11 protein-coding genes and 1 riboswitch are annotated in these 14,450 nt (G+C 43.6%); of the genes, 3 read left to right on the forward strand and 8 right to left on the reverse strand.

What is annotated here, in order from left to right; all coding sequences use genetic code 11:
* Nucleotides 1–46: 46 nt before the first annotated feature.
* Nucleotides 47–1,525: a carboxypeptidase M32 gene (locus MSG38_RS04925; protein WP_248401189.1), complete on the reverse strand. Its 1,479-nt coding sequence runs from the start codon at nt 1,523–1,525 to the stop codon at nt 47–49.
* A 298-nt stretch (nt 1,526–1,823) separates the two neighbouring features.
* Here MSG38_RS04925 and MSG38_RS04930 point away from each other — a divergent pair, with 298 nt between their 5' ends.
* Nucleotides 1,824–2,459 (forward strand): LysE family translocator, encoded by a 636-nt coding sequence (locus MSG38_RS04930; protein ID WP_017058961.1) that lies wholly within the window; start codon nt 1,824–1,826, stop codon nt 2,457–2,459.
* A 106-nt stretch (nt 2,460–2,565) separates the two neighbouring features.
* Here MSG38_RS04930 and MSG38_RS04935 read toward each other — a convergent pair whose 3' ends face one another.
* The 4 genes from MSG38_RS04935 to MSG38_RS04950 all read right to left on the reverse strand — a co-directional run bounded on the left by MSG38_RS04935 (nt 2,566) and on the right by MSG38_RS04950 (nt 7,611).
* Entirely contained in the window at nt 2,566–4,041 is a 1,476-nt protein-coding gene (locus tag MSG38_RS04935) for an aerolysin family beta-barrel pore-forming toxin (protein WP_248401190.1), read from the reverse strand.
* Nucleotides 4,042–4,591: 550 nt separating this feature from the next.
* Complete coding sequence (locus tag MSG38_RS04940) at nt 4,592–5,053, reverse strand: hypothetical protein (protein ID WP_048669389.1); 462 nt, start codon at nt 5,051–5,053, stop codon at nt 4,592–4,594.
* Nucleotides 5,050–5,856 carry a winged helix-turn-helix domain-containing protein gene (locus MSG38_RS04945; RefSeq protein ID WP_248401191.1) on the reverse strand — a complete coding sequence of 269 codons (807 nt, stop codon included), beginning with the start codon at nt 5,854–5,856 and terminating at the stop codon, nt 5,050–5,052. The genes MSG38_RS04940 and MSG38_RS04945 overlap by 4 nt, the downstream gene beginning before the upstream one ends.
* A 384-nt stretch (nt 5,857–6,240) precedes the next feature.
* The gene (locus tag MSG38_RS04950) at nt 6,241–7,611 is read right to left on the reverse strand and encodes a sodium:alanine symporter family protein (RefSeq protein WP_248401192.1); all 1,371 of its coding nucleotides are present in this window, start codon (nt 7,609–7,611) and stop codon (nt 6,241–6,243) included.
* Between the two features lie 128 nt (nt 7,612–7,739).
* Nucleotides 7,740–7,859: riboswitch (glycine riboswitch) on the reverse strand.
* A gap of 609 nt (nt 7,860–8,468) precedes the next feature.
* On the opposite strand from MSG38_RS04950, the gene MSG38_RS04955 reads away from it, so the two are divergent.
* Nucleotides 8,469–9,203 carry a chromosome partitioning protein ParA gene (locus MSG38_RS04955; protein WP_048606944.1) on the forward strand — a complete coding sequence of 245 codons (735 nt, stop codon included), beginning with the start codon at nt 8,469–8,471 and terminating at the stop codon, nt 9,201–9,203.
* Nucleotides 9,204–9,525: 322 nt separating this feature from the next.
* Nucleotides 9,526–9,753, forward strand: coding sequence for a hypothetical protein (locus tag MSG38_RS04960; RefSeq protein WP_248401468.1), 228 nt, complete (start codon nt 9,526–9,528; stop codon nt 9,751–9,753).
* Nucleotides 9,754–9,897: 144 nt separating this feature from the next.
* Here the strand turns inward: MSG38_RS04960 and MSG38_RS04965 are convergent, their stop codons facing one another.
* From MSG38_RS04965 to MSG38_RS04975, 3 genes are all read right to left on the reverse strand, one after another.
* Nucleotides 9,898–11,439 (reverse strand): alanine/glycine:cation symporter family protein, encoded by a 1,542-nt coding sequence (locus MSG38_RS04965; protein ID WP_017059723.1) that lies wholly within the window; start codon nt 11,437–11,439, stop codon nt 9,898–9,900.
* Between the two features lie 560 nt (nt 11,440–11,999).
* Nucleotides 12,000–13,172 carry an ABC transporter permease gene (locus tag MSG38_RS04970; protein WP_248401193.1) on the reverse strand — a complete coding sequence of 391 codons (1,173 nt, stop codon included), beginning with the start codon at nt 13,170–13,172 and terminating at the stop codon, nt 12,000–12,002.
* Complete coding sequence (locus MSG38_RS04975; RefSeq protein WP_248401194.1) at nt 13,169–14,446, reverse strand: ABC transporter permease; 1,278 nt, start codon at nt 14,444–14,446, stop codon at nt 13,169–13,171. Before MSG38_RS04975 ends, MSG38_RS04970 begins: the two co-directional genes overlap by 4 nt.
* Nucleotides 14,447–14,450: the final 4 nt, after the last annotated feature.

Below are 14,450 nucleotides of genomic sequence, written 5' to 3' on the forward strand. Positions count from 1 at the left end.
AAACGAGCCAGTAGAACATCGTTCTAACGTCTACTGGTCGCTATGCTTAACCTTTCAAATAACGACTTCTCAAGTGATCTTTGAAGTATTGCGCATTCAAAGTTTCGCCTGTTGCGCCTTTCACCAAATCATCAGTGCTTAGTAGGCTGCCTTTGCTCCAGATGTTCGACTCTAACCAAGTGAAGATAGGGGATAGGTCACCGCTTTCAATCACAGAGTTCACATCAACCGTTTTCTTCATTGAAGCCATGAACTGAGCCGCGTACATCGCACCTAATGTGTAAGATGGGAAGTAACCAAATGCGCCGTCTGTCCAGTGGATGTCTTGCATACAACCGTTAGTGAAGTTGCCTTGAGTGCTTAAACCAAGGTAAGACTGCATCTTAGTGTTCCAAAGTTCTGGGACATCAGTGTGTTTGATTTTGCCGTTGATCAAGTCACGTTCAATTTCGTAACGTAAGATAACGTGCGCTGGGTAGGTCAGCTCATCGGCATCAACACGGATGAAGTCTTTCTTCACGCGAGTGTAGATCTTCTGGAAGTTATCTTTCTCAAATTCTGAACCTGAGAACTGTTGTCCTGCTAGGTTGGCTAAGTGTCCGATGAATGGATCGCTGCGGCCAACTTGCATCTCGAAGAACAAAGATTGAGACTCATGGATACCCATAGAGCGTGCTTCGCCCGCCGGTTGGCCTGCTAGGTGTTTTGGTAAGCCTTGTTCGTAACGTGCGTGCCCTGTTTCATGCACAATGCCCATTAAGCTTTGAACGAATTCCGCTTCGTCGTAGCGCGTTGTGATACGCACGTCTGAAGGCACGCCGCCACAGAATGGGTGAACACTTTCATCCAATCGGCCGTGTTCAAAATCGAACTGAAGCAGCTTCATGACTTCTAAACCCAGTGCTTTCTGTTTCTCAGTCGAGTAGATACCGGATGGCGCGCTAAATTGCTCGCTCGATTGCTTTTCGATCACTTCGTCAATCAGGCTTGGTAGCCATGTTTTAACGTCTGCAAATAAGACATCCAGTGAAGCAGAGCTAGTACCCGGTTCATAGATATCCAGCATAGCATCATAAGGCGTTAGATTGGCAGCGTCGGCGCGGGTCTGCGCTTCTTCACGAGATAGCTCAACCACTTCACGCCAGTTCTTTTCGAATCCAACCCAGTCGTTGTTACCACGTTGGCTACGCCATGCATGTTCACATTTTGAACCTGCTAGAGATTTTGCTTCAACCAGCTTTTCTGGAAGTAGGTTAGCTTGTTGCCATTGGCGTTTTATTTCACGCAGAGACGATTGTTGTTCGTTATTTAGCGCTTCGTTTTCAGCGTCTGCAATCCAGTCACCAAGCTGTGGTTGCGTCATTAACCCGTGAATATGAACCGAAAGCTCGGCCATCGCTTCACTACGAGCTTGGTTACCACCGGCAGGCATCATTGAAGCTTGGTCCCAACCACAGATAGAGGCTAGGTGTTGAAAGCGTGAACATTTTTGAGAGTGTTCGACTAGTTTTTTGAATGCGCTCATTTGACTACTCTTAATTTGGTTTCTTTAAATGATCCTTAGGGCTGCGTCAGCGTTAAGGTTCATCTCTCGTGTACTTTGATTATGGCTCTGCTTTTTAATGACGCCGACCTTCGCAGTCGAAGATATAGCGAGAAAAGCATGAGGCGGTACGATGCCTTGAATTTACTATTTATTAACAAATTAAACTGTTCTATTGTGCACAAAATCAGTGAGTTGTATAGCTGGTGGTAATTGTTGCTTGCGAATTGTTCAGATACACGGTATTGATGATAGATCGCTGAACAAGAATGACAATGATATGGATATTTTGAACTTTGAGGCATTTCTAATTGCCATCACTATTTTAACGCTAACGCCGGGCTTAGATACGGCTTTGGTGATTCGCAACACCAGCCGCTCTGGCTTAGCTGACGGTTGTATGACGAGCTTTGGTATTTGTAGCGGCTTGTATGTACACGCGTTTTTCTCTGCTGTGGGTATATCTGCAATCCTCGCCCAGTCCGCTGAACTCTTTCAAGCCGTTAAGATGGTGGGTGCGGTTTACCTCATCTGGCTTGGCTTAAGCAGTTTACGAGCTTTGATGAAAAACGGTGGCGGTTTGAAGGTCGGAGAACAAGCACAGCAGGCTTACAGTGCAAAGCGTTCTTTGCGTGAAGGCTTTCTGTCTAACGTTCTTAACCCAAAAACAGCAGTATTCTATTTGGCCTTTTTACCTCAATTTGTAAACCCTGAAGGTTCACCTTTATTGCAATCTATGTTGATGGCTTCGGTACACTTTATGATTGCGATGGTATGGCAATGTGGTTTGGCTGGCGCTCTTAACTCGGCTAAAAACTTGCTCAAAAACGCGAGTTTTATGAAGTGGATGGAAGGTGTGACGGGCATGGTGCTGGTTGGGCTAGGTGTTAAGCTTCTGATGGAAGAGCCTGTGTAGTTCACCGTTTCCAGTTGAACATGAATATATGAAAGCCCACGATGTGTCGTGGGCTTTGTGCTTTATTACAGGTAGATCTTTGTACCGATCTTACTCAACAGCGCAGTTATTCAACGACGCTAATGTTCATCTCAGCACCTTCGAAACCTAAGTCACTCAACTCATCGGCATTAAAGTTGGTGGTAACTTCGATGTCGCCAATGCGTTCACTGGTTTCATTAGCCGAATCAACACTTCTTTTGCTGCGTAGATTGTTAGTGATTGGTGTTGCTTGTCCAATTTCGATAGTTCCTGCAAATTGAGATTCAGCGTAGAAATCACCAGACACGTAAGAGTGGAATGGGCGCAAGCTTCCGCCAGTCGCGTATTGCATGCTTGATAAACCAGCTTCTTTAATCGCCCAGCCCCAATCCCACCATTTTGTTTCACCTGGGATGTAACGGTGATCCCATTGGTAGCGAATGTCGGCAGATTCACTGCTGCCACGACCCATGGTGAAAGTATGAGCCTTGTATGGGCGGTTATCTGGATGGGAGTGCCACGCGTTGCCACCCCAACGAAGGAAGCCGTTGAATTCAACATCGTAGCTAATATCGGCGTTGAATCGGTACGGGTAAGAAATGCTAGAACGATACAGCTCAACTCGAATCGGTAGCTCTGAGTTTGCTGGAACCATAGGACGCGCTTGAAGTGTTACTTGCTCGCTAGTGGAATTGCCATTTGTTTCCGCGAAGCTTTGGTTAGCCTCGAACTTAACGGTGAGCTTAGTTTCGCCAACCAAAGGCCACTTGAAGGTGTTCTCTGTTTGAACGCTCTGTGAGAACCCATAACTGTTCGTTTTCGACCAGTTTGTTGATTCGTCTACTTTTAGGTCGACCACCACTTGTTGCGCGATATTGCTGTTGTTTCTTGCCGTCGCGTAAACCGTCTTCACTAGTTCACGGTCCGACTCGACAACATCACCATGCCAAAAGTTGTCATCGTTAACGGTGTAGGCAAAATTGTCGACGGTGATTTTGGTTTTTTCATCACAGCGATAGCCACTACAAGAACCATTGTTATTTCCTTGTATTACCCAGCTGTCGCCAGAGCGCTTTATCGTCATGTCTTCGCCCACGTACTGACTGTTATTACCGCCAACCCATGCGTAGCCAAGGTTGTGGGCTAAATAGCTTAATGGGCGAACAAAATCGTTACGGTTGTTCACTAATTCATACTGCACATCGATTTCGCTGCCTTCCTGAACCGATTTGGCGGAATAGTTAGGGATTTCAGATTGGTCGTTGTTTGGGTAACAGAACGTTGACCCACTGCTTGATTGCTTAATTTCACCATGATAGCCAGGCCCCATGATTACCCAGTTTCCTTTTAACCCGGTGATCTGCCAAGTGCCCATACGAGCGACCAAAGCACTCTTCTGCTCTTCGGCTTCATAACGGTCTATAGGACGATAACCAGAGCGACATACATCTTCACCAAGTTGGTCAAACACTATTTGGTCTGGGTAAATCTTCGCGTTTACACCGGTTGATAGAACAGACAACACTGCGGTTGCTAAGAGACTTCTGTTTATTCGGATCATTAACAATTCCCTCATTTGTAGTTTTTCTATTTTGATAATGTTTTTTGTGCCGTGCAGTTAACAAGACAAGTTCACTTTTTCATGTTGATAAATAGATAGATACTGAAAAGGGTTGAATTAAATTACCCTTTTAATTCAATGGTTTGTATTGTCTCAATTGTTTGTTCGGTGAAAGAGGCTGTAACTAAAAAGAAAATGTTTGATAGGGCTCAAACCGTTTTTAGAAAAATGAGGCGTTATGACTGACACATTAACGTCAAATAGTTTTTGACGTGGTCAATCGCGAGCGAAATGAATGGTTAAGTACGAGAGGCGATATATTATTCACATCGTTTTTATTTGATGTAAATGTCAACAGTAAAGCGATAAATGAGACTTGGATGTTTAAATTTAATCCAGTGTTTTAAACGTTCGATTAATTGAATGCTCAAAATGCAAGAGATGTTTACTGATGCAGTAATAAATATAACCATTCGTTTTTTATGTGTAATATTCAGAACGGTGTGAATTAAAATGGAATGAATTCAGCTGGTGGCCAAACGGCGATAAATTATCGTTTAGCCAAAAGTTGAGTTCTTCCTGTATTACATGTTCGAATGATGGCAAATAGATCATTTGAACTTAATATATCAACCTTCAATGTTAAAGGGTCATTGTTGATAAGTAGGTAGGGCGACAATAAGTTGTCATTCATCGTTTTATTTATTTTTTGCACGGAGACTAAGTCGATAGTGCCAGCTATTGAAAAGAATAGGGATTGAGAAGGCCCAGCCTCACCTCTGAATCGTAGAACAATCGGGTCGGGCATGTTGTCATCTTGGACGGACATTAGGTGCAGAACTTTGTTATCACTTATTTTGGTGAGCCCATCGGTTCGTAATACATTTCCATCTAATACAAGATCTACCACGCTATGTTGATAACGGTGCTCTTCTTGGGGCGGAGAAGAAGGGATACTCCATATGCCAATCAATAACGCTAGCGAGGAAAACAGAGCTACAAATGGCATCATAATTGGCCTCTCTTTAGGAATAATTTTATCTCTTCACTCGCTCGATCTAACTGCGTGGCTGTGTAAAAGATATTGATGGACTGACGTGTTGTCTTGTTGAGCATGGAGAGTTCTGAATAGCCTGGCTCATCGCTGATGTAGGCTACGCAATCGCATTGGTATTTGTAGAGAATAGCCTCGAGTTCTGGGCTCAAGGACATCTCTGTTTCTTGAAAAACTTGTACCTGCCCAACCCATTGTTCATTAAGTCGGTTAAAGGGGGCGATATCACCAAGGCTTTTATCGTGAACCTTAGCAAAAGCCAACAGTGCCGAGGACAACAGCAAACAGCCCGTTATGAAGTAACACAGTCTGTTTTTGTATAAGCTGACCTGAGAATAGGCAAGTGAAGTCGATTTGGATTCAGGTGTATCGTTGCTCGCAATAGAGGCTGCAATACTACTATGACCGAGTGGAACTTTGTCACTCACAGGAGTGAGAGGAACAGTGGTTTCGCTTTGTGGTTGCGAGTCAATAAAGACGCATTCATCAATTAGGCGGTAACCGACCTTTGGCACCGTGACGATGGGGGTTTCTCTGATACCAAGCTTAACGAACCCTTGGCGAAGTAAGCTGATACACTTCGCAAGTGACGTATCCCCAATGAACTCGCTTCCCCATGCGAAGCTAATAATATCTTGTTTGTTAACAATATCGGGTGAGTTTTTATGTAATAACTCCAGAACTCGAGTTTCACGGTATCCTACTTTAATAGAACGTTCATCGTTATAAATACGGTTTTTAATTGGGTCGAATCTGATCATATAGCCAACGTTTTATTTTTATTATAATTCTTTCTACAATGTAGATGACTATAAACTGACTAATATATGAATTAAAGTCACATGTTTTATTCTTCTGGTTTTTTGTGTTGTTGAAACAAAAAGAAATTTAATATGTTTGTGACAAAGCGCCTGACACCAACGCACAACCTGTTAAATATAAGTAATATCTAATTAAGTGTTGGTTTCATTAGTGTCCTTTTTAGTAGTCTTCTATTCGCTTTATTAAATCGCATAGTAGTCGATTTAATATTCTTGTTATTTATAAGGGCATATGTGCTGCATAATAATTTAAGACGTTTCGCTATGTGATGAAAATAAAAAAGCCCGCAGTTGAGTGCGGGCTTGGTATTCAATCAATTCAGGTTACGCTTTAACTGCTTCACAATCTTTTGAAGAAGTTAACGGTTTGAAGAATAGCTTGGTTTCTTCGATAACAACGTGGCGCAGCAAGATAAGCCCGATTAGGTTCGGAATTGCCATTAGGCCGTTCACGATATCAGCTATTATCCAGATCATGTCGAGCTTCAAGAATGCACCAGAAGCCACCAACGCAATGAAGATGATCTTGTAAGGCAATACTGCTTTGGTACCCAGCAAGAACACAACACAGCGCTCACCGTAGTAGTTCCAACCTAAAATTGTTGTAAACGCAAAGAAGATTAAGCCAACAGAAACCAACATAGGGCCAAGGGTATCTGCATTCAGACCAACAGCGAATGCGTGAGTGGTCATCGCAGCGCCTGAAAGATCCGTCTGCCAAGCACCCGTTAAGATAAGCGCCAAACCTGTCATCGTACAGATGATGATGGTGTCGAAGAAGGTACCTGTCATAGAGACAAGTCCTTGTTTCACACATGAGTCTGTTTTAGCCGCTGCTGCAGCCATTGGTGCGCTACCTAGGCCAGATTCGTTCGAGAACACACCACGAGCGATACCTGATTGGATAGCAAGCATGATGCTCGCGCCAAAGAAACCACCGGTAGCTGCTGTGTTGGTAAACGCAGAAGTAACAACAAGAGTAATGGCATTCAGTAGTTGGTCTGCATTTGAAATCAGGACGCTTAAACACGCAACGACGTACATAACCGCCATAGTAGGAACAACTTTCCCTGCTACTTTAGCGATAGATTGGATACCACCAAGGGTAACTACTGCAACCAATGTCGTAAGAACGACAGCAGACATCTCACGAGAAGCGCCAAATGAGATTTGAGTTGCGTCTAAGATAGCGTTGACTTGTGGGAAGGTACCGATACCAAAGCAAGCAACACCGAGCGCGAAGACAGCGAACATTACCGCCAAGATTCGTGAGCCGACACCGTATTGCAGGTAGTACATTGGGCCGCCAACCATTTCGCCATTGCTATCGGTTCTGCGGTATTTAACGGCAAGTAGACATTCTGCGTATTTGGTCGCCATACCAAATACAGCGGCAAGCCACATCCAGAAAAGGGCGCCAGGGCCACCAATCTTGATTGCGGTCGCTACACCAACGATGTTACCTGTACCAATGGTTGCTGAAAGTGCAGTACACAAAGCTGCGAAACTCGATACGTCACCCGTACCAGATTTGTCTTTGCTGAATACCATTTTCAGTGCAGTTGGGAGGTGTCTAAACTGGAGTAAGCCTAAGCGAAAAGTAAAGTAGATACCTGTACCCACTAGCAGAATAAGCAGTGGTGGTCCCCAAACGAATTGGTTGATGGTTTGTAGTGTAGCTTGTAGGTGGTTCATAGATTCCCCTTAATAAATTAAAAATTTAAGGAGAAGAGGGAAGGCAGTGCAGATCGCAGGGATCGGGAGCACTACTTAATACATACGGATTTCTAGATAGAATTCTTTTGTTAATTAAGGCTGTTGCTTTCCACTCCTCTGTCCTTTTGCCTGAGAGTTTCACTTAGCGAATCACTTATAGATAAGTAACGGGCACTAAGCTTGCTCCTTCGGCGACCGATCTAACGGTTCTCTCCAGAGGTTCCTCCAACGACAGTCCTCACTTTTCTGGATTTCTCCAGCATAAAGCACCTGAAAGATTTACTTCTTCGGCGGGTAAATCTAACTAAATGTTAATATTTAGTTAAAAACCACTCTCCTGCAGTCTTCATCGGAACAATTACCTAAATAATTAGGTAATCTGTAGGCGTATCCTAGATCATATAAAATGTGATGTCAGCTACAAAATATCTGTTTGCACAAATGTTGTTCAACTAAATGATCAAACAACGAGTCTCTGACGTAACTTGCTTATTTAAATGGTATAAAATAGAGAAACAAGGAGGAGTTATGACTCGACTAATAGCGATTGTTTTTTTATTGGCTTTGGCATTTGTACTATTTCGTTACCGGACAAACGAAAAACTGCAAAAATGGGTAGTAATAGTTATCGTTAGCAGCTTCCTTTTGTATACTGCCAGCTTGATGATTTCGGAGTTAACTCGTTAAGCCTGCCTGTAAACAGGTGGGATGAATGTGTTAGTAAAGCTTAAGTGCTCCTGGCTTGAGCGATAGGTTTAACTGAGCCTAAACTATCAGTATTGGCACTCGTGCCAGTGACCGCGTAACGTTAAACAAATTTTTGGGAGTACCCGCTAGTGAACCAGCAATCTGGACAAAGCGAACAAGATGAAGTGGTTGTTATTGAAGAACGCGATAAGCGCAGTCAGCTCTATATCGGCATTGCTGCGGTTATAGGTTTAGCTCTGGGTGGCTTAATTGGTTCTACAGTTACGGCTTCTAAGTGGGAGTCCACTTATCAGGTACTCGAAACTCGTTATCAAGAACTGCATGACAGCAGAGCACAGTTGATGACATCCGTTGAAACTAAAGTGGCAAAAGTTGATACCGAAATCGATGCGAAAGTAGAAGCCGCTCTAGTGAAACAAACGGAAGAGCATCAAAAAGAACTCCAAGAATTAGCAAAACAGTCTTCGGTTTTAGAGAAGGCTAACTACTCGTTAGAGCAACAGCTAAATGAACAGAAGCAAACGTTAGAGCAAACTCAGCAAGACAACCAGAAACTTAATCGTCAGGCTGACATGCAATCGACTTTGTTTGAGCGTTCGCGTGAAGTTTTCCGAAAAGAACTGCAGATTTCCCAAGAACTTGAAAAGCTTGAGAAAGAAAGAGATCAACTCGAGCAGAACCTTGGCTCTCTTAAGAAAGCGTGTGATGTTTACTTAGATGGCACATCATGGGACGCGAAATCTGACGCGTGTGAGAAGCAAGATAACGCTAACTCTCGACTGAGCGATATCAGACAAATGATTGAAGTCCACACCATGGATCTCAAGCAGATCAAAACGCTCACTGAAGAGATGGGTCTATAAGCCGCAGGCTTTACCAGCCTAACGTTAGTTTTACAGTAAATATTGAAACGCCCACATCACACACGTGATGTGGGCGTTTTGCGTTTGTCGAGAGCATAGATCCGGTGCTTTCTCATTATTGATTATTTGCGTGTTTTCATTGTTTGCTTAGATATTTGTGAATAGTTACGTATATCCACAATGATATGTTACTTGTTGTCTATTAAATGACTTTGCATACATATTTTCAGATCAGAGTCGCTGCATAATAGTGTTGTTCAGGATGAACATGCAGTCGATTGCTCACTCGCATTTGACTGCTTTGACGACAAGGGATGGAGTGATGCCAGAGTATCTTTGTGAGAACTGCACCGTAGCTTATTGTTTCGATGATTGTCGCTCGCCAATAGCGCAAAAAGAGATGATCGAAATAGAAGAATTAGTTCGTCGTGTCGACGTTGAACACGATGATGAAAAGAGTGAAAAGAGTGAAAAGAGTGAGCAGGGCATTGAGGATAGCAACTCGCCTAATCATTCAGACATAAAAAATCCCCACAAGCCAAGCTGGTAGGGATTTTGGATAAGTTGCAGTCCTGTTCTCGCTTTCTCAAGCAAAGGGTCTTACAAAAATTTTTAGAACAGTTTCGTTTATTAGAGCTGTGTCGTTTCTTAGAATCCAGTTAGCTACTAGAGCAAAACCTCATTCCACTAAACGTTATTTCTCATATGTTTTGATTTCGCCTGATTTCACACGAGCAACGAACGATTGCAGTTCTTTCTTCACAACTGGCATCAAGAAGTACAGACCAAGAATGTTGAAGATAGACATCGCAAAGATAGCCGCATCAGAGAAGTCGATTACCGCACCAAATTGAATCGTGGCACCAATAACAACGAACACACAGAACATCACTTTAAAAATCAGCTCCGTTGTTTTGCCTTCACCAAATAGGTAAGTCCAAGCTTTAAGACCGTAGTACGACCAAGAGATCATGGTAGAAAACGCAAACATGATTACTGCGAGAGCGAGTGTGTATTTGAATACTTCTGCCGTTTCAGTAAACGATGCAGCAGTCAGCGTTACACCCGTTAAACCAGAACCATCGAATGGACCTACGTTTAAACCAGCGATAGTGATAACCAATGCTGTCATTGTACAAATGATTACTGTATCAACGAACGGTTCTAATAGTGATACTAGACCTTCGGTGATTGGTTCTTTTGTTTTAACCGCTGAGTGAGCGATAGCTGCTGAACCTACACCTGCTTCGTTCGAGAACGTTGCACGCTTCAAGCCTTGAATTAAAGCACCAATGAATCCACCAACAACACCTTCACCAGTAAATGCACCTGTAAAGATTGCGCTGAACGCAGGGCCAACTTGATCAAGGTTAGAACCGATAACAATCAGAGCCATACCGATATACAGAGCAGCCATCCAAGGAACAACTTTTTCCGTTACCGATGCGATAGAAGGCATACCACCAACAATCACAGAGAAAACTAAAGAGGCAAGTACAAGGCCAGTGATCACACCGTATTCACTTGGTACATCAAATGCGTAAGTTAACATGGCGTGTGCTTGGTTAGCTTGGAACATGTTACCGCCGCCTAATGCGCCTAAAATACACATTAATGCGAAACCAATAGCGAGCACTTTGCCTAGTCCGCCTAAACCTCTTTCACCCAGACCTTGGCTTAGGTAGTACATTGGACCACCCGAAACAACACCTGAAGGTAGGATAGTTCGGTATTTCACACCTAAGGTACACTCACAGAACTTAGAAGCCATACCCAAAAGGCCACACAAGATCATCCAGAATGTCGCGCCAGGACCACCAATCGCAAGTGCAGCACCCACACCGGCAATGTTACCAAGCCCGACAGTACCAGAAAGCGCCGTTGTTAACGCTTGAAAGTGAGAAACCTCGCCGTCCTCTTTAGAGTTAGGATCGGTATACTTACCTTTGATAATGTCTATCGCCATGCCGACACGTTTAAATTGAACAAAGCCAAAATAAACAGTGAAGATGATCGCAGCGAGCAACAGCCAGCCAACAATCACGGGGAAGTTAGCTTCACCAATCGGTACACTTTTAAATATCAGCCCAACGAACCAACCTGTGTATTCGTTGAAAAACCCATCAACACTTTGACTTAAGTTGCTGATAGCTTGGTTAAATGATCCTTCTTCTGCAAATGCACTGGAACTAAACAATAATATAAACCCAAAAAATAATTCACGTATGTTTTTCATGGTTTTCCCTGTCTTTTTAATAAATTATGTTTGTTGCTGTTGTGTTTGTTTTCTATTTGATTTGTATATCTCAGTGGTTTATCTACTTCATTCGACGGCAACATAAACGGCTGTAGCTAGGTCGAAAAACGAAATAAATATAAGTACTGATCTTGCTTTATATGGATATCCTTTTGGTATGTGCACCAATAAGACTATGGTATTCGGGCTACCAAGTCCTGCTGATAATCCTATACATAAAAATAATACCAACAAAGAAATTTTTACAATAAATTTACAATTGTTCGGGTTTTGTCATTGTTTGGGAATAAGTCGATGCTTTTTTGGCTGAGAAAAGCATATGCAGTAGCTGTTATAAAGGCGAATGAAGGAGAATTCAGAGTGATGGGCTGTCGGGACATAGAGGGAACGTAGGAGAATTCGAGTATTCGATATGTTTTGGCAGTGTTTAAACATTCGAAGGCTGAAGGTGTATTCGGATCTGAGGATATTAAAAAAGCCCTTTATCAGAGCTTTTTTGATGACCGGAAAGCATGACTACTTTCCACTAGCACATAACACTAAACGGCTCGATGACTATTGTTGTTGCCAACCGTGCTTTTGCTGGATTTGTGGTAGAGCTTAAGTGTCAATAACGAACCCCATAACAAAACTTGTCCCCAGAGTAATGTCCATTGAGACGCCACTTCTTGCCAAGATGCACCCATCTGATTAAGTGCTAAGAAGCCTTGGATAGCCGGTGTGCTTGGAAATAGCTGTGATAACAGAACTAACCATTCTGGCATCATTTCAACTGGCCAGATAAAACCTGAAGAGAAGATCAGTGGCATTGAACTGATCAACACTACAACCGTGACTAGCTCTCTTCGTGGCACTAACTCACCAATAAAAATCCCGATCAAACAGCTGGCCAGTAAGAAGGGCAGAAGTAAGGTTAAGACCTGTGTTGTTGAGGCGAGCTGGTTTATCCCATACATCGAAAAGCTAGCGCCGAAATAGTACATCGACAGCAAGTAATAAATGCCGACTAAGGTACAACAGCGAGCAAGCATCAGTTTCGCTGGAGAGGTTTTACTCCAGTAGCCAAACGTTGATTGAGCATTTTGGGTTGCCCCCACTAAACCAGAAGCCATGGCTAAGGTTTGTTGCAGGATTAACACAAAGACGGCTGGAACTACGTAATCGATGTATCCCATGCGACTATTAAACGTTGGTTTCAGGTTCAAGCTGAATGCACTGTAGCCTTTGGCTGCCGATTCTAAAGGCACACCTTCGACTAACAAATGACTGACCTTAACTTGCGCAGCTAACGTACCTCCAGCCTTGGCAAGCCCTTCAACAATGGTGCCATAAACCAAGAAGTAAGAAGCATCACCAGCGTAAGAAAGTGTCGGGCTCTTACCTAGCAGCAAGTCTTTATAGAAGTCTTCTGGAATGACAAGGAACCCGCCAATCTCTTGATTAAGCACGGCTTGTTTTGCATCGGCGATGGTGGAGTCTCGACGGACCAATTCGATTTGAGAGGTGGCATCCACCATTCGCTCTAATTGGTAGCTGCTTTGACTCTTATCCAAGTTCACAACCGAAGCTTTCAGTTGTTGAGGAACTTGGTTCGCGTAAGGCAATGGATACAAGAATGAATAGAAGACCACACCACCAAATACTGTAAGAAGCACGACAGGGTTGCGCAATACCGCTAAGAGTTCTTGCTTGAGCAGTTGAGTAAAGCTCATCGTTTTACTCCTTGTTGTGCTTCTTGTGCATCTTGTGCATCTTGTGCTTTAGCTGAGAGTGATGCTTGCGCTAGATGTTTCTTAATTAACAACATAACCACCAATGCAGGAACCGCATACCACAACATAGAAGAGAGGCTGATCAGCGACTGTGCTGCGTTCACACCATAACTAGACTGCGCCGTTTGTACTTCGATGTAATGACTCACGGGCAATAAGCTTCTCCAAATTTGAGCTGCCGTGTTCATGTCTGTTACTGGAAAGGTAATACCCATGAACGCAAAACTTGGTGCCGTAAATGCGCCAGCGAAACTCATCGCCCTTGCCGGATCAAGTGTTAAGAAGAAAAACAAACAACCCATGATGATACAACTGATGACGGTTAGCAGTTGGGCAATGGTCAATGCCACAAAGCTGCCGTTAAATGGCCAGTCTAAGAGCACATAGAACCAAAAGCTAAACGCAATACCAAACATCAAAAACAAGACAAGGTAGGGCGTTAATGTTGATGCGAGTGACTTCATAGGGGCGTTGGATAACCAAGCATGAAGGCCGCGAGCTCTCACGTTTGCCGTCAAAACCAATATCGTGCCCACCACAATCATGATTTGCCACAGTGCAGGAATAACCGCAGACACCAAGAACTGAGCATAACTGGTGTTCTTGTTGAACAGTGGTGTGATCTGGCTTTGCACTGTTACTGCTTGGCCTAATGCGGATTGCACCGTGGTATCACCGTGTGACAGCTGTTTCACGACTTCAAGTTGCGCGTTAAAAGTCCCTTGAGCCTGCAGCAAAGCAGAGTTCACCAGCTTACCGATTAAGATAAATTGGCTGTTATAGAATACAGACACTTGCGGATTCAAGCCGAGCAGAAGGTCTCGGTCGAAGTGCCTTGGTATCACAACATAACCATAGATATCGCGTTCGATCATCGCTTTCGCCGCATCACTCGCAGAGCTGTATTTCTGAGTGACTTGCAGCGTTGGTGACGCATCGACAAGACGTGTGAACTGTTGCGAGATTTGGCTGTGCTCAAGGTCAACCACTGCGACCGGTAAGTCACGAGCGATCCCTTGCGAAAAAATCAGCCAGATACTGGCAGCAAGCAGCAAAGGGATCCAAGTTAGGCAAGACAACAACCATTTGTCTTTGCGGACAATCGCCCACTGCCTAAACAAGGTATTCTTCGCTCTATGATGCTCAGTTGATTGCGAGCCTCTAGATTGTGAGCCTGTAGATTGCGAACCTGTAGATCGATAGTTAGCAGACATAAGT

Origin of the sequence: Vibrio sp. 1CM24A (genome assembly GCF_023161725.1) — a bacterium.
GTDB classification, from domain to species: domain Bacteria; phylum Pseudomonadota; class Gammaproteobacteria; order Enterobacterales; family Vibrionaceae; genus Vibrio; species Vibrio coralliirubri.